Genomic DNA, 18,706 nt, shown 5'->3' with positions numbered 1-18,706 from the left:
TCTTACCAGACGGCGATGATTTCGGCCGCGGTGGTACCGGTGCTGTGCACCCGCGAGACGCGCGCCGGCAGGTAGCCCACCGGGTGGTTGCGGAAGGTCACCACCGTTCCGCCGAGCGTCGTCACCTTGATGTCGCCGGTCACGCCGATGTAGAGCGCGCGCGAGGCGTAGGGCAGGTCCAGCGAGTCGCTCGTGATCACCACTTCGGCATATCCGAAGGGGGACGTGAGGCTCGAGGTCTGGTTCGCGAAAATGTCCTTCACAACAATCTCCTTCCACGAATGCCGGCGGGTACGGAGCCGGTCGTCCGGGAAGGTGATACACGAAGGCCGGGGGGCGTTGCGCAGGCCGGCCCCGGAGCGTCCCGCTGGGGCGGATCAGCCCTTCAGCAGCGCCACGGCCTCGGCGAGGTCGATCTTGCCGTCGTAGAGCGCGCGGCCCGAGATGGCGCCGTCGAGCGGCGCGCCGCAGTCCTTCAGCGCCCGCAGGTCGTCGAGCGAGGACACCCCGCCCGAGGCGATCACCGGGATGGAGACCGCCTGCGCCAGCGCCGCGGTGGCGCCCACGTTCGGGCCGCCCATCGCGCCGTCGCGGTCGATGTCGGTGTAGATGATCGCCGCCACGCCCGCGTCCTCGAACTGCCGCGCGAGGTCGACGGCCAGGATGTCGGTCGCCTCCGCCCAGCCCTGCACGGCCACCAGCCCGTCACGCGCGTCGATCCCCACGGCGACCTTGCCGGGGAAGGCCTTCGCCGCCTGCTTCACCAGCCCGGGGTCGCGCACCGCCACGGTACCGAGGATCACCCGCGCGAGGCCCTTGTCGAGCCAGCGCTCGATGGTGGCCATGTCGCGGATGCCGCCGCCGAGTTGCGCCGGCACGCGGCAGCGCTCGAGGATGCCCTCCACCGCCGCGGCATTCACCGGCTCGCCGGCGAAAGCCCCGTTGAGATCGACCAGGTGCAGCCACTCGCAACCCGCGTCCTCGAACAGCTTCGCCTGCGCCGCCGGGTCGTCGCTGAACACGGTGGCCTGGTCCATCTCGCCCTTGTAGAGGCGCACGCACTGGCCGTCCTTCAGGTCGATCGCGGGGTAGAGGATCATGGCGGGGCTCCCGTGAGATTGCGCCCCAGCCCATAGCCGGTTCGCCCGGCGAATGCAAAGCCGCGCGGGCGCCTTCAGGCCAGCACGGGCTGGCGGCCGCCATTGTCGCCGAAGGCCTCCTCGCGCCAGTAGCCCAGCTTCTCCATCACCGGCAGGTCGTTGAAGCAGAACAGGCAGGCATCCTCGGTGTCGGAGGCATTGGCATGCTCGTGCCAGGCCCAGGAGGGCACGCAGAAGATGTCGTGCTCCTTCCAGTCGAAGCGCTTGCCGTTGATGATGGAATGTCCCGCGCCCTTCGCGCAGTGATAGAGGAAGCTGCCCGTGTGCCGGTGCGCCTTGGTGCGCTCGCCCGGCCGCAGCATCTGCATGCTGGCACCGATGGTCTGCATCACGTGGCCGCCGGTGGCCGGGTTCACGAAGGTCATCATGATGCCGTCGAACTCGGAGCCGTCGGAAACCTTCGCATGGCGTTGCAGCGCCTCGTAGGTCGCCTCCCACTGGTATTTCAGCAGCGGCGAGTAGCCCTTGTTCCAGCGATGCCCGGTGGGCACCAGCCCCGGCGCCGCCCACACCCCGGAAGAAGCATCCACCGGGTAGGTCACCGCCTGGGTGAGATCCTCGTGCACCGCGTAGGAATTCGCCTCCATCGCGTTGGTGAGCGGGATGTCCAGCCCGTCCTGCCAGATGCAGTCCGTGCCCTCCTCGGCCACGGCATGCTCGTGCCAGGTGCCGTTGGGGGTGAGCACGAAATCATTGGGCCCGAGGGTCATCTTGTGGCCGTCCACCACCGTGTAGGCGCCCTGCCCCTCGATGATGAAGCGCAGCGCCGAGGCGGTGTGGATATGCGCCGAGGCCCGCTCCCCCGCCCGCATCACCTGCAGGCCGGAATAGAGCCAGCCCACCGCCGCCACCACGTCGCGCCGCCCGGGGTTGCTGAGGTAGATCACCCGCCGCCCCGCCTGCTCCGGCGTCACCAGGTCGAGCGATTTCAGCACCTTGTCGCGCAGCGCCTCGTAGCGCCACAGCACGGGAAGCGAGGCCGACACAGGCTCCCAGGGCTCGATCTTGTTGGCCACGGTCCAGAGCGCGCCGGCCTCGGCGCCCGCCAGCTCCTCGTAATAGGCGCGCAGCTCGGGCGTGGTTTCCACGTTCGCGCGGCCTGCCACGTCCTCGCGATGGCTGTCGTAGTCGGTGTCCATGCCCTGTCCTCCGGTCGCAGGCTCTCAAGCTTACCCGAGGTTAGACACTGCGCGGAGTCAGTCAATGATTTTATAAAATCCCGGGATGTGTCGAACCGCACGCTTTTCCCGCGACGCACCATCCTATAAAACCGCATCAGGGATCGCAGGGGGCAGAGGCCGCACGCATGAACCAGATCAGCAAACCCCAGCCCGCGGAGAGCCTGGCCGACCGCGCCTATTCCCGGCTCCGCTCGGACATCCTGGGCGGTGGCTTCGCCCCGGGCCAGCCCTTGCGGCTGGAGCCGCTGCGCGCCCGCTACGGCTACAGCTTCTCACCCCTGCGCGAGGCGCTGACCCGCCTCGCGGCCGACCGTCTCGTCAGCCAGTCCAGCCTGCGCGGCTTCCGCGTGGCCGAGTTCTCGCTGGCCGAGATGTGGGACATCCTGCGCACCCGCATCCTCATCGAAGGCGAGGCCCTGCGCCTCGCGATCGACAAGGGAGACGCCGCCTGGGAGGCCCGCGTGCAGGCGACCCTCGCCGCCTTCTCGCACTGCGTCACCGCCCCCGGCCCGGCCGACGAGGAGAGCCGCGCCGTCTTCGAGCATTACCACGCGGTCTTTCACGGCACGCTCATCGAGGCCTGCGGCTCCCCCTCGCTGCTGCGCCTCGCCCGGCAGCTCTACCTGCAGACCGAGCGCTACCGCCGGCCGCACCTGATGGCCGACAGCGCCGAGACCGTGATCGCCGAACACGGCGCCCTGCGCGATGCCGCCCTTGCGCGCGACGCGGGCCTGGCCTGCGACCTGCTCGCCCGCCACTACACCCGCACCGGCGAGTTCATCGAGGCGGCGCTGGCCCGCGCCGCCCCGGAGCCCGTCACGCCCTGATCACCGTCACGCCCTGATCACCGAGTGGCGCAGGGTGCCGATGCCTTCGACGCCACACTCGATCTCGTCGCCCGGCCAGAGCCATTCCTGCGGGTCGCGCCCGGCGCCCACCCCCTCGGGCGTGCCGGTGGCGATGATGTCGCCCGGCTCCAGCGTCATGCACGACGAGATGTCGGAGACCAGCGTGTCGATCCTGAACAGCATGTGGCGGGTGTTGGAGCGCTGCTTCTCCACCCCGTTCACCGTGAGCCAGAGGTCGAGCCCCTGCGGGTCGCCGATCTCGTCGGCCGTCACGATGCAGGGGCCGAAGGGCGCGAACGTGTCCTGCCCCTTCGAGACGATCCACTGCCCCGAGCGGCGGTTGTCGCGCGCGGAGATGTCGATCATCACCGAATAGCCGAAGACATGCGCCATCGCGTCGGCCTTGCTCACCCTGTGCGCGCGCGTGCCGATGATGGCGGCGAGCTCCACTTCCCAGTCGAGCTGCTGGGTCAGCGCGCCATTGTGGCGCACCGGCTCGCCCGGCCCGATCACCGCCGTGGGCGGCTTGGAGAAGATCACCGGCTGCTTGGGCAGGTCGCGCGACGTGTCGAGCGTGCGGGCCGATTCCTCCACGTGCTCCACGTAGTTGAGCCCGATGCCGAAGATGTTCTTCGCCGGCCGCGGGATCGGCGCCAGCAGGGTCACGTTCGCCGCCGGCAGCACGCCGGGCACCGGCCAGCTGTCGATGCCTGCCTCGATGAGCCGGTTCGCCGCCCTGAGCGCCGCCGGCCCGGCGGCGATGAAGTCGAGCATGCGCGCGGGCAGCTCCACCCCCGCCGCGGCCCCCAGCATCGCGATATCGACCACCAGCCCGTCGACCAGCGCGCCCAGCCGCGCCTCCGCCTCCACATGCCTGCGATAGGTCACCAGTTTCATCGCCCGTCGTCCCCGTCTCGGGCGGGCCGCCCGGCCCGCGATTGGATTTTATAAAATCCTTAGCGAGCCCGCCCCCGGCAGGCAATGAAAAATCCCGGCCCGGCTTGACGCCACGCGCCTGCACGGCGCTACTGCGCCGATGACCAACCTGCTCTTCATCTGCGGCAAGGCCCGCCGGCGCAGCCCCACGGCCGCGGCCGTGGCGGCCGAACGGCTGGGCCTGCCCACCGATTGCGCCGGGCTGAGTGCCGATGCGGACGAGCGCGTGACGCCCGAGCACCTCGCCTGGGCCGATGTGGTGGTGGTGATGGAGCGCGCGCAGCTCTCCCGGCTGAAGCGTCAGCTCGGGCACTGCCTGAAGGGCAAGCGGCTGGTCTGCCTCGATATCCCGGACAGGTATGGCTACATGGAGCCCGAGCTCGTCGGGCTCATCTCCGCCAGGCCGGGGCGCATCAGCGGCTGAGCGCCGGCCTCAGGGCTTCCACTTCAGGAAATTGGCGATCACGCGCAGGCCGGTCTTCTGGCTCTTCTCCGGGTGAAACTGGGTGCCCACGATATTGCCCCGCGCCACCGCGGCGGTGATGAACTCGCCGTAGGCCACGTGGGCGATGCGGTGCGAGGGCTCGCGCGGCGTCAGGTGGTAGGAATGCACGAAATAGGCGTGGTCGCCCGGCTCCACGCCCTCGAACACCGGGTGCGGCCGGTCGATCATCAGCTCGTTCCAGCCCATGTGCGGGATCTTCAGCTCCGGGTCGTTGGGCACCATGCGCACCACGTCGCCGTGGATCCAGTCGAACCCCGGGGTCTCGCCATGCTCCAGCCCGCGGGTGGCCATGAGCTGCATGCCCACGCAGATGCCCATGAAGGGCGTGCCCTGCTTCACCCGCTCGGAGATCGCCTCGAACATCCCCTCCACGGCCATCAGCCCGGCCCGGCAATCGGCAAAGGCGCCGACGCCCGGCAGCACGATGCGGTCGGCCGCCAGCACGTCCTCGGCCTTGCCGGAGACAAGCACCAGCCCGCCCCCGGTCTCGGCCGCCATGCGCTGGAAGCTCTTCTCGGCCGAGGCGAGGTTGCCGGAGCCGTAATCGACGATGACGGTCTTCATTCGCTCAGCGTCCCCTTGGTGGAGGGCACCGCGTCGGCGCGGCGCGGGTCGGTCTCCAGCGCCATGCGCAGCGCGCGGGCCACGGCCTTGAAGGCGGCCTCGGCGATATGGTGGCTGTTGAACCCGTCCAGCCGCTCGACATGCAGGGTGATGCCGGAATTCATCGCGAAGGCGGTGAAGAACTCGCGCACCAGCTGGGTGTCGAAGGTGCCGATCTTCTCGGTCGGGAATTCCACCTTCCACACCAGGAAGGGCCGGCCCGAGATGTCGAGCGCCGCGCGGATCAGCGCCTCGTCCATCACCAGCATGCAGGAGCCGTAGCGGGTGATGCCGCGCTTCGAGCCCACCGCCTCGGCCAGAGCGCGGCCGAGCGCGATGCCCACGTCCTCCACCGTGTGGTGGTCGTCGATATGCTGGTCGCCGCTGGCGCGCACCCGCATGTCGATCAGGGCGTGGCGGGCAAGCTGGTCCAGCATGTGGTCGAAGAAACCCACGCCGGTGTCATTGTCGTACTTGCCGCTGCCGTCGAGCTCGATCTCGACGCGGATATCGGTTTCGGCGGTCTTGCGGGCGATCTCGGCCTTGCGCATCGGGCTCTCCTCATGCTCGCGCTTCCTATAGCGCGGGGGGCGGGCTGGTGCAAAGCACCTCGTCGCCCTATATGGCCCCCTGAAAGAAGGAGGCAGGCAATGGAAGCATGGCACGGAACCACCATCATCGGCGTCCGCAAGGGCGGCAAGGTCGTGGTGGCGGGCGACGGGCAGGTCAGCCTCGGGCAGACCGTGATCAAGGGCACCGCGCGCAAGGTGCGCCGGCTGTCGCCCGGCGGGCGTGACGTGGTCTGCGGCTTCGCCGGCTCCACCGCCGATGCCTTCACCCTGCTCGAGCGGCTCGAGACCAAGCTGGAGGCGGCACCCGGCCAGCTGCTGCGCGCCTGCGTCGAGCTCGCGAAGGACTGGCGCACCGACAAGTACCTCCAGAAGCTCGAGGCGATGCTGATCGTCACCGACGGCACCGAGCTTCTCGTGGTCACCGGCGCGGGAGACGTGCTCGCCCCCGAGCATGACGTGGCCGCCATCGGCTCGGGCGGCAACTTCGCCCTCGCCGCCGCGCGCGGCATGATGGACAGCGACCGCGACGCGGAGGAGATCGCCCGCCGGGCCATGGCCATCGCGGCGGACATCTGCGTCTACACCAACGGAAACCTCACGGTCGAGACCATCGGCTGACCCGGCTTCCCGGGGCACGCGGCGCCCGCACAGGCGCGCCCGCCCCGGCCACATACTCACGGAGGACACATGACGGACCTGACCCCGAGGGAGATCGTCTCCGAGCTCGACCGTTTCATCATCGGACAGTCGGAGGCCAAGCGCGCCGTGGCCGTGGCCCTGCGCAACCGCTGGCGCCGCAAGCAGCTGCCCGACGAGATCCGCGAGGAGGTCTACCCGAAGAACATCCTGATGATCGGCCCCACCGGCGTCGGCAAGACCGAGATCTCCCGCCGGCTGGCAAAGCTCGCCCGCGCGCCCTTCATCAAGGTGGAGGCCACCAAGTTCACCGAGGTGGGCTACGTGGGCCGCGACGTGGAGCAGATCATCCGCGACCTGGTGGAAAGCGCCATCATCATGGTGCGCGAGCAGAAGCGCGAGACGGTGGAGGCCCAGGCCCATCACGCCGCCGAGGAGCGCGTGCTCGCCGCCCTCTGCGGGGCGGACGCGCGTGACAGCACCCGCGACATGTTCCGCCGCAAGCTGCGCTCCGGCGAGCTCGACGATACCGAGATCGAGATCGAGGTGGCCGACACGTCCAACCCGCTCTCGATGCTGGAAATCCCCGGCCAACCCGGCATGGGCGGCGGCGGCGCCGGCATGATGAATCTCGGCGATATCTTCGGCAAGGCGCTCGGCGGCGGCCGCAAGCAGAAGCGCAAGCTCACCGTGGCCCAGAGCCATGCCATCCTGCTGGCCGAGGAGGCCGACAAGCTGGTCGACCAGGAAACCGTCACCCGCGAGGCGCTGGAGACGGTGGAACAGAGCGGCATCGTCTTCATCGACGAGATCGACAAGGTCTGTGCCCGTGCCGAGGCACGCGGCGGCGATGTCTCCCGCGAGGGCGTGCAGCGCGACCTGCTGCCGCTTATCGAGGGCACCACCGTCTCGACCAAGTACGGGCCGGTGAAGACCGACCACATCCTGTTCATCGCCTCCGGCGCCTTCCACATCGCCAAGCCGTCCGACCTGCTGCCCGAGTTGCAGGGCCGCCTGCCCATCCGGGTGGAGCTGCGCGCGCTGTCGGAGGAGGATTTCGTCCGCATCCTGTCGGAGACCGACAATTCCCTCACCCGCCAGTACATGGCGCTGATGCAGACCGAGAGCATCACGGTGGAGTTCACCGAGGAAGGCACCGCCGCCCTCGCCCGCATCGCGGCCGACGTGAACCGCACGGTGGAGAACATCGGTGCGCGCCGCCTGCACACGGTGCTGGAACGGGTGTTCGAGGAACTGAGCTTCACCGCGCCCGACCGCGGCGGCGAGACGGTCACCGTCGACGCCGATTTCGTGGAACGCAACGTGGGCGAGCTGGCCCGCAACGCCGACCTCGGGCGCTACATCCTGTAGCGCCTCAGCGCGCCCGCCGCAGGTACACGTAGAATGCCCCGCCGCCGCCATGCTTGCGGTGCGCGGGGTACACCCCCACCACCAGCGGGCCCAGCGGCGGCAGCGACAGCCAGCGCGGCACGCTGTCCTTCAGGATGCCGTTGCGCGAGTGGTGGAAGGCCTCCTCGCGCGGGCGACCCTTTCCGGTGATCACCAGCACGCAGCGCAGGCCCCGGGCATGCGACCCGGCGATGAACCCCGCCAGAACGCCATGCGCGCGCTCCAGCGTGTGGCCATGCAGGTCGATGCGCGCCTCGGGCGGGGTGCGGCCGCGGCGCAGCCGCTCGGCCGTGCGCCGGTCGAGCCCGGGGGTGGAGGGGCCGAGCTCGCGCACCGGCTCGTCGGCCACCACCCATTCCGTGCGGGGCGCTGCCGGCAGGATCGGCCGGGTCAGCATCATCGGCTCGGTGCGCTCGGGCACGCGCATCGGGCGCGGGGTGACGGCCTCGGCCTCGCCCGGCCCGGTGCTCTGGGCAGCCTTGCCGCGCAGCGGGTTGGTGGTGCGTGCCACGGCCGACCACAGCGCGGCATCCTCCTCGCCCAGCTTTCGCGGCTTGCGCGCCATGGCTCAGCGCTCCAGCCGGGCGGCGGCGGCGCGCGGCACCAGCCGCACCAGCCGCCCGCGCGAATTCTGCACCGAGGCGCTGCGGAACGCGTCGAGCCCCCAGCCGAAGAAGATGTCGGCGCGCTGTGCGCCGGTCACCGCCGCGCCGCGGTCCTGCGCCACCATCAGCTTGCGGATCGGGCCCATGCGCCCGGCCGTCTCCACCCAGACCGGGCTTCCCAGCGCCACGCGCTCCGGGTCCACCGCCACCGAGCGCTCGGGCGTCAGCGGCACGCCGAGCGCGCCCACGGGGCCGAAGGCGGGGTCGATCTCGCGCTCCTGGAAGAAAATGAAGCTGGGGTTCTCGTTGAGCACCTTCAGCCGGCTGTCCGGGTCGGCCTTCACCCAGTCGGCAATGCCCTGCGCGCTGATCGAGCCGCGCTTCATCAGCCCGTTGTCGAGCAGGTAGCGGCCGATGGAGCGGTAGGGCTGGTTGTTGCGCCCGGCATAGCCCAGCCGGATGGTGTGGCCGTTTTGCAGCCGCACCCGGCCCGAGCCCTGCACATGCAGGAAGAAGGCCGCAACCGGGTCTCGCAGCCAGACGAGCTCGAGCCCCCGGCCCGCCAGCGCCCCGGCCTCGATCTCGGCGCGGGTGAACCAGGGGTCGGATTTCGGCGCGTCCTCCGGCAGGGCGTAGAGCGGCCAGGCGAAGCTTTCGCTGCGCTCCCGCGCGCCTTCCAGCTCAGGCTCGAAATATCCGGTGAACAGGCTCTCCGGCCGCCGCCCGTCCACCATCGGCACGAAGGCGCGCTCGAAGAAGGCCTTGGCGTCCTCCGGTTCTATGCCGCGCGCCTCGGCGCAGACCGCCTGCCAGTCCTCCGCCGTTTCCGGCGGGACGGGGCGCAGCAGATCGCAACTGGTGAGGAAAGTGGCGAGCCCGGCGGCATGGTCGTCATGCATCCAGCCCTTGAGTTCGCCGAAACCGATGGTGCGCATGTCGTGAGCCGCGGCTGCTCCCGCCAAGCCGGCCGCGACGGTCGCGGCCGCGAGGAGAGAGCGCCCGCGCCGCCTCATTCGCCCGTGGCGACGAGCACCCAGTTCGGGTCAGACTGGCCGAGCCGGCGCTCGAAGGTGAACATGTCGGTCTGCTGGTGCGGGTGGTTGGGGTCGCCCTCCACCACCTCGCCGGCCTCGTTGCGCACCACCACGAAAAGCTCGCCCACCAGCTCGAGCGTGAGCTCCGCCACGGAGGTCTTCGGGTCGAACTCTGCGGCAACGAGCCGCGCCGAGCGCACGCCCACGAAGTTGGCTTCCACGGTCAGCCCGGCGGCCTTCCGCTGGGCGATGACCTCCTCGAAGCCGCCGCGCACCTCGGGCGAGAGCAGTCGCTCGAGCCCGGAAAGGTCACCCTTCTCGAAGCCGGTCACGATCATCTCGTAGGCCTGGCGCGCGCCGCCCATGAACTCGGACACGTTGAAATTCGGCTCCACGTCCTTCATCGCCATCAGCGCCTTCGCCGTGGCGCTGCCCGGCTCGGCATGGGCGGCGATGTCGGCGTCACCCCCCTCAACCACCTCGTAAGGCGCTGCTTTCTTTGGCGCGGGGCGCATCTGCCCCGGGGTCGGGGCACCATCGGGCTTCTCGAATCCGCTGCGTGTTCCGAGCACGCTGCGCAGCCTCAGCACGAGGAACAGCGCGATTGCCGCGAGAACGAGAACCTGTATGATCTCCGAGTTCATGGATCCCTTACCTTGTCGGCCTGTGACCCTGCCGCATGGCAATGGTCCGGTCAGAACCATATGTAAGGTGGGGCTGGCCGCGAGTCCATTGCCCAGCCCGCGAAACTCGAGCCATCGGAAAGGGAGGTCCGCGTCCTCGCATGTGGTTTTTTCTGCTCTTCATCGCCGTCCCCGTCATCGAAATCTCGCTCTTCGTCACCGTGGGCGGGGCCATCGGTCTGTGGCCGACGATCCTGATCGTGCTCGTCACGGCGGTGATCGGCTCCACGCTCATGCGGTCGGAGGGGGTGCGGGCGATGATGCAGATCCAGAACGCCCTCGCCACCGGCGAGAACCCGGCCAGCCCCATGGCCCACGGCGCGCTGGTGCTCGTTGCCGGCATGCTGCTGCTCACGCCCGGCTTCTTCACCGACACGCTGGGCATCCTGCTGATGATCCCGGCGGTGCGCACGGGCCTGCTGCGCAAGCTCGGCCCGGCGCTGGCCCGGCGGGTGCACACCACCACCTACACCACCGGCGGCGGCTTCGGCCCCGGCGGGCCCGCCGGCCCCGGCTGGCGGCGCGGCCCGGGCGGTGACGTGATCGACGGCGAGTACGAGGTGCAGGACACCGACGAGCCCCGACCCGGCCGCGACGACCCGCGCCTGCCGCCCGAGCGCGAATGACCGCGCGGTGACCGATCGCGCGCACCCGGCCGCGCGCGATCAGCCGTGCATGCTCCCCTCCCGCGATTAACCGGGCGTGAGGGACACTGCGCTAACCCTCGCCTCATGCGGGTGCACGGCTTTCCCGGCCGGCCGATTGTTTGGCCGGGGAATGCGTGTTACCACCCCCACACGAAATTTGAACGCATGTTGCCGGAGGGCATAATGGCCGAGAACGACACCCCAGTGCAGCCGCGCCTGCAGGTTGTTTCGCAGTTTATCCGCGACCTCTCCTTCGAGAATGTCGCCGCCCAGAAGAGCCTCAACGCCAGCGAGGCCAAGCCCGAGATCACCGTGAATGTCGGGCTCGACGCCGGGAAGCTCGGCGACGACCTCTACGAGGTCAAGATGAAGGTGAACATCGACGCCACCGCGGAGGGCAACAAGATCTTCGTGCTGGAGATGGAATACGCCGGCCGCTTCGTGGTGCAGAACGTGCCGGAGGCCCAGCTTCACCCGTTCCTGCTCATCGAGTGCCCGCGGATGATCTTCCCCTACGTGCGCCGCATCATCGGCGACGTCACGCGTGACGGCGGCTACCCGCCTCTGAACGTCGACAACATCGACTTCGTGAACCTGTACCGCCAGGAGGTGGAGCGCCGCCGCGCCGCCGCCCAGAGCGAGGCGCCGACCACGCTCTCCTGAGTCAGGCCTTCTGCCAGAGCGGGGTTCCGCCGAGACCGGCGACGAACTCCGCATGGGCCGCCTCCTCCGCCGCGGTGATCCGGGGCGGCAGGGGCTGCGGCCGGGCGGGGGGCCGCCAGTCGGCCCCCGCGACGCTCTCGCCGCCGCCGGAGCGGGCCACGGCCCCCGCGGGCGCGAGCACCAGGTCGGGCTGCCGCCCGCCGATCAGCTCCAGGTACACTTCCGCCAGGATCTCGCTGTCGAGCAGCGCGCCGTGCAGCGTGCGGGCGGAATTGTCGATGCCGAAGCGCCGGCACAGCGCGTCGAGCGAGTTCTGCGCGCCGGGAAAGCGCCGCCGCGCTATCTCCAGCGTGTCCACCGCCCGATCGTTGGGAAGCGCCGGGCGCTTCGCCCAGCCCAGCTCGGCGTTGAGGAAGCGCATGTCGAAGCTGGCGTTGTGGATCACCAGTTTCGCGTCGCCCACGAACTCGAGGAAGGCATCGGCCACCGCGGCGAACACCGGCTTGTCGGAGAGGAATTCCTCCGACAGCCCGTGCACCGCGAAGGCATCCGCCGGCATGTCGCGCTCGGGGTTGATGTACTGGTGATACACGTTGCCGGTGGGCAGGTGGTTTAGCAGTTCCACCGCGCCGATTTCCACCAGCCGGTCGCCCTCGAACGGGTTGAAGCCGGTGGTCTCGGTATCGAGCACGATCTCACGCATCGCCGTCTCCCATGCTGTCGATCACCCGGCGCACCGCGGCCTCTGCCGCCGCCAGCCCCTGCGAGGTGTCGATGATGTAATCCGCCCGCGCGCGCTTCTCGGCGTCGGGCACCTGCCGGGCGAGGATGGCGGCGAAGGCCGCCTCGGTCATCCCCGGCCGCTCCATCACCCGGGCCCGCTGTACCTCGGCCGGCGCGGTGACCACAAGCACCGCGTCGAGCCAGGAGACATCGCCGCTCTCGTAGAGCAGCGGAATGTCGCACACCACCAGCGGCACGCCCGCCGCGCGGCTGCGCGCGAGAAACTCAGCCCGGTCCCGCCCCACCACCGGGTGCACCGCCGCCTCGATGCGCGCCAGCAGGCCCTTGTCGGCCAGGATCGCCTCGCGCAGCGCGCCGCGGTCCACCCCGCCGTCCTTCAGCGCCGCCGGCACCAGCGCGGTCACCGCCGCCACCGCGGCCCCACCGGGGGCATAGACCCGGTGCACCGCCTCATCCGCATCCCACACCGGCACGCCGGCGGCGCGGAAAAACCCCGCCGTGGTCGACTTGCCCATGCCGATGGAGCCGGTGAGCCCGAGGATCTTCATCGCGGCCGCCTCAGGCGAGGCTCTGCATGTACTGGCGCAGCTCCTCGTCCACCTCGGGGCGGATGCCGAACCAGTGCTGGAAGCCGGGCACCGCCTGGTGCAGCAGCATTCCCAGCCCGTCGACCGTGCGCAGCCCGCGCGCCTGGGCCTGCTCCAGCAGCGGGGTGATGAGCGGCACGTAGACGATATCGGTCACCAGCGCGTCCGACGGGGCGGCGTTCAGGCTGATGTTGAGCGCCGGCTGGCCCACCATGCCCAGCGAGGTGGTGTTCACGATGGTCTTCGCGCCGGCCACCGCCTCGCTCAGGTGATACCAGTCCACCACCACCACCTTGGCGCCGTAGGTGTCGGCGAGGTTCTGCGCCCGGGCCCGGGTGCGGTTGGCCACCCGCAGCTCCGGCACCCCGGCCGAGAGCAGCGCACTCATCACCGCCTTCGCCGCACCGCCCGCGCCCACCACCAGCGCGGGGCCGGAGCGGGGCTCCCAGTCCGGCACGGTCTGGCGCAGGTTCTCGATGAAGCCGTAGCCATCGGTGTTGTCGGCGTGGATCGAGCCGTCGGGGCGGAAGGAGATGGTGTTCGCCGCCCCGATCAGCGCCGCGCGGTCGCTCACCGAGCTTGCCATGTGCAGCACCGTCTCCTTGTAGGGGATGGTGATGTTCGCCCCGCCGAAGCCCAGCTTGGGCAGCGCGCGGATGCCGGATTCGAAGTTCTCCGGCCGCAGGGCGATGGGAATGTAGTGCCCGCGAATCCCGTATTTCCGCAGCCAGTAGCCATGCAGCATCGGCGATTTCGTGTGACCGACCGGCCAGCCGATCACGGCAGCGAGGGCGGGGGTCTCATGCGTCATGAAAGAAGCGCTCCCGTTGTCCTGAGATAGTCCAGTGTTTCGAACAGGGGCAGGCCGAGCACGGTGAAATGGTCGCCCTCCACCCTGGAAAAGAGTTGCACGCCCGGGCCTTCCAGCCGGTAGGCCCCGACACAGCCGAGCACCGCCTCGCCCTCGAGGTCGAGGTAATCGTCGAGAAACGCGTCGGAAAACGGCCGCACGGTGAGGCGCGCGCGCCCGACATGCCGCCACAGCGGCGCCCCCCCGCGCGCGATCACCGCGGCGGAATGCAGCAGGTGTGCCTTGCCGCGCAGCGCCAGCAGATGCGCGCGTGCCTGGGCCACCGTGCCGGGCTTGTCGAACATCTCGCCGTCGAGCTCCAGCACCTGGTCGGCGCCGATCACCAGCGCCTCCGGGTGGCGGCGGGAGATCTTCAGCGCCTTCGCCTCGGCCAGGGCATCGGCGATGTCACGCGGCCGCAGGTCTTCCGCCCGCAACGCGGCCTTCATCGCGTCCTCGTCCACGGCGGCACCCACCGCCTCGAAAGAGACACCGGCATCGCGCAGCATCTGCACGCGCGCCGCCGAACGGGAGGCAAGAATGACCTGGCTCAACTCGGCACCCTGCTCCTGCGCAGCAGCACGCGCACGGCGGCCGCGGTTTCCTCGATCGAGCGGCGGGTGACATCGATCATCGGGATACCGTGTTTCTCGAAGAACAGGCGTGCATCGGTCACCTCGTCGCGAATGTGATGAATGTCTGCATAGGGGTTTTCCCCGATGATCTCCATATTGGAGAGCCGGTGCCGGCGGATCTGCGCCAGGCGCTGCGGCGAGGCGGTGAGCCCGATCACCGGCAGCCCGGCGCGCTGCGCCTCGAACAGCCCCTCGGGCGGCGCCTCGCCATGCACCAGCGGCACGTTCGCCGCCCGGATGCCCTGGTAGGCGAGGTAGATGCAGGTGGGGGTCTTGGAGGTCCGACTCACCCCGACGAGAATCACGTCCGCCTGCAGCAGGTAATCCGGGCTCAGCCCGTCATCATGGCTGATCGCGTAATCCAGCGCGGCCACCCGCTCGAGATACCCCGCATCCACGCGATACTGGCTCCCGGGCCGCTCCACCCGGCGTGATCCGCCGACCCGGCTCAGCGCCGAGACGACCGGCGCGAGCACGTCCACCACCTCGAGTTGCAGCCGCGCGGCCCGCTCGGACAGCTCGGAGCTCACCGAGGTGTCGGCGATGGAACAGAACACCGGGCCCGGCTCCGCCTCCAGCGCGGCGATCACCTCGTCGAGGGCAGCGCGCGTGCGCACGAACGGGTGCAGATGGGTCTGCGGCTCCAGAACCGGAAACATGCTCGAGGCCGCCTCCAGAACCGCCGAGACCGTCTCTCCCGTGGAATCCGAGACGAGGTGGATGTGAAGCGTGATCGGCTCTTCTTCCATCGGGTCTTCCTGCATGCTGCCGCCATAGTGCACGAACGCGCCTGTGGAAAAAGGGGTGGGTAACCCGGTTGGGGAATCGAGGAGCAATGTGTGTGATTTTTGCGAGGAAGCGTTTGCCCGTGGAAAGCGGGGGAGTCTTCCAGCTGTTAATGGTTAAAATCGACCGATGTTGAAAATTATTCGGCCCTGCTCTGCCTGCCCGCGGCACACCGAGGCTTGCGAATCGCATTTTCGCCTATTTTTGCAAACGGTTAGGGTAACCACACGAGACGGCGAAATGCCCCGAAAACGCCTGTGGGCAATGTGGATAACTGTGTGGACGGCTTTATGAATGCGTTAATCCCCATGATTCAGCGCCCTACAACAACACCAACCTTTTAAAAGAGTCTTTCTCTTTGATAGGAGGGCCCCGCAAACCGGAGACACGCCATGATCGCCGACATCCTCACCGCCCTGTACCCCTGGACGAAGGCGTTCCACATCATCTCGCTGATCACCTGGATGGCGGGCATCTTCTACCTGCCCAGACTCTTCGTGTATCACGCCGAGAAGGCCCCTCCGGGCTCGGACATGTCCTCCACCTTCCAGGAGATGGAGAGGAAGCTCCTGAGGCTGATCATGAACCCTGCGATGATCGCCACCTGGGTGTTCGGAGCGCTGCTCGCCTTCACCCCGGGGATCGTCGACTGGGCCTCCGACGGCTGGTTTCACATGAAACTGCTGCTCGTGGTGCTGATGACCGCCTACCACCATGCGCTCGGCCGCTGGCGCAAGCAGTTCGCGCGTGACGCGAACACCCGCAACGGGCGATTTTACCGGATATGGAACGAAGCCCCGACCCTGCTGATGATCGGAATCGTGCTGCTGGTGGTCTTACGCCCATTCTGAGCCGATTTGTTTGACAAGCGTCTCGTTTTTACCTATCTAGTCGCCACCTCAAGCTGACTGGCCGCGGGCCGGTGGCGCCTCCCCCCATGCCCAAAAGTCCCATTGTACCGGATTCAGAATGGATACTCTCCAAGACATCAACGAGATCTCGCTCGCGGATCTCAAGGCTAAGAGCCCGGCCGACCTGCTGCAGATGGCAGAGGAGCTCGAGCTCGAAAACGCCTCATCGATGCGCAAACAGGAGATGATGTTCGCCATTCTCAAGGAGATGGCGGACCGGGACGTGGAAATCTCCGGCGACGGGGTGCTCGAGGTGCTCCAGGACGGCTTCGGCTTCCTGCGCTCGCCCGAGGCGAACTACCTCCCGGGCCCCGACGACATCTACGTGAGCCCGAACCAGATCCGCAAATTCTCCCTGCGCACCGGCGATACGGTCGAAGGCGTGATCCGGGCCCCGAAGGAAGGCGAACGCTATTTCGCCATCGTGAAGGTCTCGAAGATCAACTTCGAGGAGCCCGACAAGGCCCGCCACAAGGTCCATTTCGACAACCTCACGCCGCTCTACCCCGACGAGCGCCTGAAGATGGAGATCGAGGATCCCACGATCCGTGACCGCTCCGCGCGCGTGATCGACCTGGTGGCGCCCCTCGGCAAGGGCCAGCGCGCCCTCATCGTCGCGCCTCCCCGCACCGGAAAGACGGTGCTGCTGCAGAACATCGCCCATTCCATCGAGCGCAACCACCCCGAGTGCTATCTCATCGTGCTGCTCATCGACGAGCGCCCCGAAGAGGTGACCGACATGCAGCGCTCGGTGAACGGCGAGGTGGTCTCCTCCACCTTCGACGAGCCCGCCACGCGACACGTCGCCGTGAGCGAGATGGTCATCGAGAAGGCCAAGCGCCTCGTGGAGCACGGCCGCGACGTAGTCATCCTGCTCGACTCGATCACCCGCCTCGGGCGCGCCTACAACACCGTGGTACCCTCCTCCGGCAAGGTGCTGACAGGCGGTGTCGACGCGAACGCCCTGCAGCGCCCGAAGCGCTTCTTCGGCGCCGCGCGCAACATCGAGGAAGGCGGCTCGCTCACCATCATCGCCACTGCGCTGATCGATACGGGTTCCCGTATGGACGAAGTCATCTTCGAAGAGTTCAAGGGCACCGGCAACTCCGAGCTCGTGCTCGACCGCAAGGTGGCCGACAAGCGCGTGTTCCCGGCGATCGACATCCTCAAGTCCGGCACCCGCAAGGAAGAGCTGCTGGTTCAGAAGGCCGACCTCACGAAGATGTTCGTGCTGCGCCGCATCCTCAACCCGATGGGCACCACGGATGCCGTCGAGTTCCTGTTGGGCAAGCTGAAGCAGACGAAGACCAACGGAGAGTTCTTCGACTCGATGAACGCCTGATCAGGCCGACAGTCACGCGGAGAGCCCGGAACCGAGGTTTCGGGCTTTTCCGTTTCATATCAGAAGGTTGATATGACAGAGACGATATTCGCCCTCGCCAGTGCCCGGGGCAAGGCCGGCATCGCGGTCATGCGGATATCCGGGCCGGACGCTTGGCCCGTTGCCGCGCGTCTCACCCCCCTGCCCGCGCCGCGCCACGCCGGCCTGCGACAGCTTCGCGATGACGAGGGCGAAATCATCGATGAGGCTCTCGTGCTCGCCTTCGAAGCCGAGGCCAGCTTCACCGGCGAACCTGTCGTCGAACTTCACCTGCATGGCGCGATGGCGGTGGTCGATGCTGTCACGGCCTGGCTTACCCGGCAGCCGGAGGCCCGACTGGCCGACCCGGGAGAGTTCACGCGGCGCGCACTGTCCAATGGCCGGCTCGATCTCGCGCAGGTCGAGGGGCTCGGCGACCTGATCGCCTCCGAGACAGAAGCCCAACGCCGGCAGGCCATGAGAGTGATGCGCGGAGAACTCTCCACCCTCTCCGGCGAGTGGCGCAGCAAGCTGATCCGAGCGCGCGCCCTTCTCGAAGCAACCATCGATTTCGCCGATGAGGATGTGCCGGAACAGGTGACTCCGGAGGTTTCGGCGCTGCTCCTTGAAACGATCTCCGGCATGAAAGCCCAGCTTGACGGCGCCATGATGGCCGAGCGGATACGCGAGGGCTTCGAGATCGCGCTTGTCGGGCGACCGAATGCGGGAAAGTCCACGCTTCTCAACTTGCTTGCCGGTCGCGAGGCTGCGATTACCTCCGCCGTCGCCGGAACGACCCGCGACGTTATCGAGGTCCGCATGGACCTCAAGGGGCTGCCCGTGACGTTGCTCGACATGGCCGGCGTAAGGCAGACCACCGACGAGGTGGAGGCCATCGGGGTCGAGCGCGCACGCCAGCGCGCCCTGGACGCCGACCTGCGACTGTTCCTGGTAGCCCCGGGGGACAGTCTCGGCGACCTGGAAGCATTGCGCGCTCCCGGAGATATCGTGCTCGCGACGAAATCCGATCTTCTGGACACCGAGGCGGCCAATGCGATCTCGGCCAGAACTGGCGCCGGCGTTCCGCAGCTTCTGGACCTGCTCGCCGCGGATCTCTCCGGCCGCTACGCTTCCGCCTCCACGCTCATCCGGCAGCGGCACAGGCTGGCGCTTGAGGCCGCTGTCACAGGCCTGCTTACCGCTCGTTCTCATGTAGAGGCGGGCAGCGATGATCTTGCGGCGGAGGAGATCCGCGCAGCCACACACGCGGTGGACCTTCTGGTCGGAAAGGTAGATATTGAGCATGTGCTCGACGATATCTTCGCGAACTTCTGCCTTGGGAAATGAGAA

23 protein-coding genes are annotated in these 18,706 nt (G+C 68.4%); 9 read left to right on the top strand and 14 right to left on the bottom strand.

Annotated elements, in window-relative coordinates:
* Positions 1-2: 2 nt before the first annotated feature.
* The 3 genes from D3P35_RS08085 to D3P35_RS08075 form a co-directional block, all read right to left on the bottom strand.
* Entirely contained in the window at positions 3-263 is a 261-nt protein-coding gene (locus tag D3P35_RS08085; protein ID WP_118134206.1) for a hypothetical protein, read from the bottom strand.
* A 114-nt stretch (positions 264-377) separates the two neighbouring features.
* Entirely contained in the window at positions 378-1,100 is a 723-nt protein-coding gene (gene hisA, locus D3P35_RS08080) for a 1-(5-phosphoribosyl)-5-[(5-phosphoribosylamino)methylideneamino]imidazole-4-carboxamide isomerase (protein WP_118134205.1), read from the bottom strand.
* 74 nt (positions 1,101-1,174) lie between these two features.
* Positions 1,175-2,299: a cupin domain-containing protein gene (locus D3P35_RS08075; protein WP_118134204.1), complete on the bottom strand. Its 1,125-nt coding sequence runs from the start codon at positions 2,297-2,299 to the stop codon at positions 1,175-1,177.
* A 167-nt stretch (positions 2,300-2,466) separates the two neighbouring features.
* Here D3P35_RS08075 and D3P35_RS08070 point away from each other — a divergent pair, with 167 nt between their 5' ends.
* Entirely contained in the window at positions 2,467-3,168 is a 702-nt protein-coding gene (locus tag D3P35_RS08070) for a GntR family transcriptional regulator (protein WP_118134203.1), read from the top strand.
* A gap of 6 nt (positions 3,169-3,174) precedes the next feature.
* Here the strand turns inward: D3P35_RS08070 and D3P35_RS08065 are convergent, their stop codons facing one another.
* A complete protein-coding gene (locus D3P35_RS08065) occupies positions 3,175-4,086 on the bottom strand; it encodes a fumarylacetoacetate hydrolase family protein (protein ID WP_118134202.1) in 912 nt (303 codons plus the stop codon).
* Positions 4,087-4,225: 139 nt separating this feature from the next.
* On the opposite strand from D3P35_RS08065, the gene D3P35_RS08060 reads away from it, so the two are divergent.
* Positions 4,226-4,549, top strand: coding sequence for a low molecular weight protein tyrosine phosphatase family protein (locus tag D3P35_RS08060; RefSeq protein WP_118134201.1), 324 nt, complete (start codon positions 4,226-4,228; stop codon positions 4,547-4,549).
* Between the two features lie 9 nt (positions 4,550-4,558).
* On the opposite strand, the gene hisH is transcribed toward D3P35_RS08060, so the two are convergent.
* Both hisH and hisB read right to left on the bottom strand, forming a co-directional pair.
* A complete protein-coding gene (gene hisH, locus D3P35_RS08055) occupies positions 4,559-5,194 on the bottom strand; it encodes an imidazole glycerol phosphate synthase subunit HisH (protein ID WP_118134200.1) in 636 nt (211 codons plus the stop codon).
* Entirely contained in the window at positions 5,191-5,784 is a 594-nt protein-coding gene (gene hisB / locus D3P35_RS08050; RefSeq protein WP_118134199.1) for an imidazoleglycerol-phosphate dehydratase HisB, read from the bottom strand. Before hisB ends, hisH begins: the two co-directional genes overlap by 4 nt.
* 99 nt (positions 5,785-5,883) lie before the next feature.
* Here hisB and hslV point away from each other — a divergent pair, with 99 nt between their 5' ends.
* Together hslV and hslU are read left to right on the top strand one after the other, a co-directional pair.
* Positions 5,884-6,423 (top strand): ATP-dependent protease subunit HslV, encoded by a 540-nt coding sequence (hslV, locus tag D3P35_RS08045; RefSeq protein ID WP_118134198.1) that lies wholly within the window; start codon positions 5,884-5,886, stop codon positions 6,421-6,423.
* Between the two features lie 69 nt (positions 6,424-6,492).
* Positions 6,493-7,812 carry an ATP-dependent protease ATPase subunit HslU gene (gene hslU / locus D3P35_RS08040; RefSeq protein ID WP_118134197.1) on the top strand — a complete coding sequence of 440 codons (1,320 nt, stop codon included), beginning with the start codon at positions 6,493-6,495 and terminating at the stop codon, positions 7,810-7,812.
* A 4-nt stretch (positions 7,813-7,816) separates the two neighbouring features.
* Here hslU and D3P35_RS08035 read toward each other — a convergent pair whose 3' ends face one another.
* From D3P35_RS08035 to D3P35_RS08025, 3 genes are all read right to left on the bottom strand, one after another.
* Complete coding sequence (locus D3P35_RS08035; protein WP_118134196.1) at positions 7,817-8,416, bottom strand: Smr/MutS family protein; 600 nt, start codon at positions 8,414-8,416, stop codon at positions 7,817-7,819.
* A 3-nt stretch (positions 8,417-8,419) separates the two neighbouring features.
* Complete coding sequence (locus tag D3P35_RS08030) at positions 8,420-9,391, bottom strand: murein transglycosylase A (RefSeq protein WP_232830421.1); 972 nt, start codon at positions 9,389-9,391, stop codon at positions 8,420-8,422.
* 74 nt (positions 9,392-9,465) lie between these two features.
* Positions 9,466-10,134, bottom strand: a complete 669-nt coding sequence (locus D3P35_RS08025; RefSeq protein WP_118134194.1) for a Tim44/TimA family putative adaptor protein — start codon at positions 10,132-10,134, stop codon at positions 9,466-9,468.
* 140 nt (positions 10,135-10,274) lie between these two features.
* On the opposite strand from D3P35_RS08025, the gene D3P35_RS08020 reads away from it, so the two are divergent.
* Together D3P35_RS08020 and secB are read left to right on the top strand one after the other, a co-directional pair.
* A complete protein-coding gene (locus tag D3P35_RS08020) occupies positions 10,275-10,799 on the top strand; it encodes an FxsA family protein (RefSeq protein ID WP_118134193.1) in 525 nt (174 codons plus the stop codon).
* Between the two features lie 204 nt (positions 10,800-11,003).
* Positions 11,004-11,483, top strand: coding sequence for a protein-export chaperone SecB (gene secB / locus D3P35_RS08015; protein ID WP_118134192.1), 480 nt, complete (start codon positions 11,004-11,006; stop codon positions 11,481-11,483).
* Position 11,484: 1 nt separating this feature from the next.
* Here secB and dnaQ read toward each other — a convergent pair whose 3' ends face one another.
* The 5 genes from dnaQ to D3P35_RS07990 are packed head-to-tail and all read right to left on the bottom strand — an operon-like array spanning position 11,485 to position 15,048.
* Positions 11,485-12,186, bottom strand: coding sequence for a DNA polymerase III subunit epsilon (dnaQ, locus tag D3P35_RS08010; protein ID WP_118134191.1), 702 nt, complete (start codon positions 12,184-12,186; stop codon positions 11,485-11,487).
* Complete coding sequence (gene coaE, locus D3P35_RS08005) at positions 12,179-12,775, bottom strand: dephospho-CoA kinase (RefSeq protein ID WP_118134190.1); 597 nt, start codon at positions 12,773-12,775, stop codon at positions 12,179-12,181. Before coaE ends, dnaQ begins: the two co-directional genes overlap by 8 nt.
* A gap of 10 nt (positions 12,776-12,785) precedes the next feature.
* The gene (locus D3P35_RS08000; RefSeq protein WP_118134189.1) at positions 12,786-13,625 is read right to left on the bottom strand and encodes a shikimate dehydrogenase; all 840 of its coding nucleotides are present in this window, start codon (positions 13,623-13,625) and stop codon (positions 12,786-12,788) included.
* Positions 13,622-14,218: a nucleoside triphosphate pyrophosphatase gene (locus D3P35_RS07995; RefSeq protein WP_118134188.1), complete on the bottom strand. Its 597-nt coding sequence runs from the start codon at positions 14,216-14,218 to the stop codon at positions 13,622-13,624. The genes D3P35_RS08000 and D3P35_RS07995 overlap by 4 nt, the downstream gene beginning before the upstream one ends.
* A complete protein-coding gene (locus tag D3P35_RS07990) occupies positions 14,215-15,048 on the bottom strand; it encodes a pyruvate, water dikinase regulatory protein (RefSeq protein WP_157982066.1) in 834 nt (277 codons plus the stop codon). Before D3P35_RS07990 ends, D3P35_RS07995 begins: the two co-directional genes overlap by 4 nt.
* A gap of 429 nt (positions 15,049-15,477) precedes the next feature.
* Between D3P35_RS07990 and hemJ the strand changes: the two genes are divergently transcribed.
* From hemJ to mnmE, 3 genes are all read left to right on the top strand, one after another.
* Entirely contained in the window at positions 15,478-15,936 is a 459-nt protein-coding gene (gene hemJ / locus D3P35_RS07985) for a protoporphyrinogen oxidase HemJ (RefSeq protein WP_118134186.1), read from the top strand.
* Positions 15,937-16,054: 118 nt separating this feature from the next.
* On the top strand, positions 16,055-17,338 hold the full coding sequence (rho, locus tag D3P35_RS07980) for a transcription termination factor Rho (RefSeq protein ID WP_118134185.1): 1,284 nt from the start codon (positions 16,055-16,057) through the stop codon (positions 17,336-17,338).
* A gap of 72 nt (positions 17,339-17,410) precedes the next feature.
* Positions 17,411-18,703, top strand: a complete 1,293-nt coding sequence (gene mnmE, locus D3P35_RS07975; RefSeq protein ID WP_118134184.1) for a tRNA uridine-5-carboxymethylaminomethyl(34) synthesis GTPase MnmE — start codon at positions 17,411-17,413, stop codon at positions 18,701-18,703.
* Positions 18,704-18,706 lie beyond the last annotated feature (3 nt).

It is taken from the genome of Oceanicella sp. SM1341 (genome assembly GCF_003448965.1).
Classification (GTDB): domain Bacteria; phylum Pseudomonadota; class Alphaproteobacteria; order Rhodobacterales; family Rhodobacteraceae; genus Paroceanicella.
The sequence above is the reverse complement of the archived record's forward strand: the minus strand, read 5'-3'. Positions and strand labels throughout refer to the sequence as shown.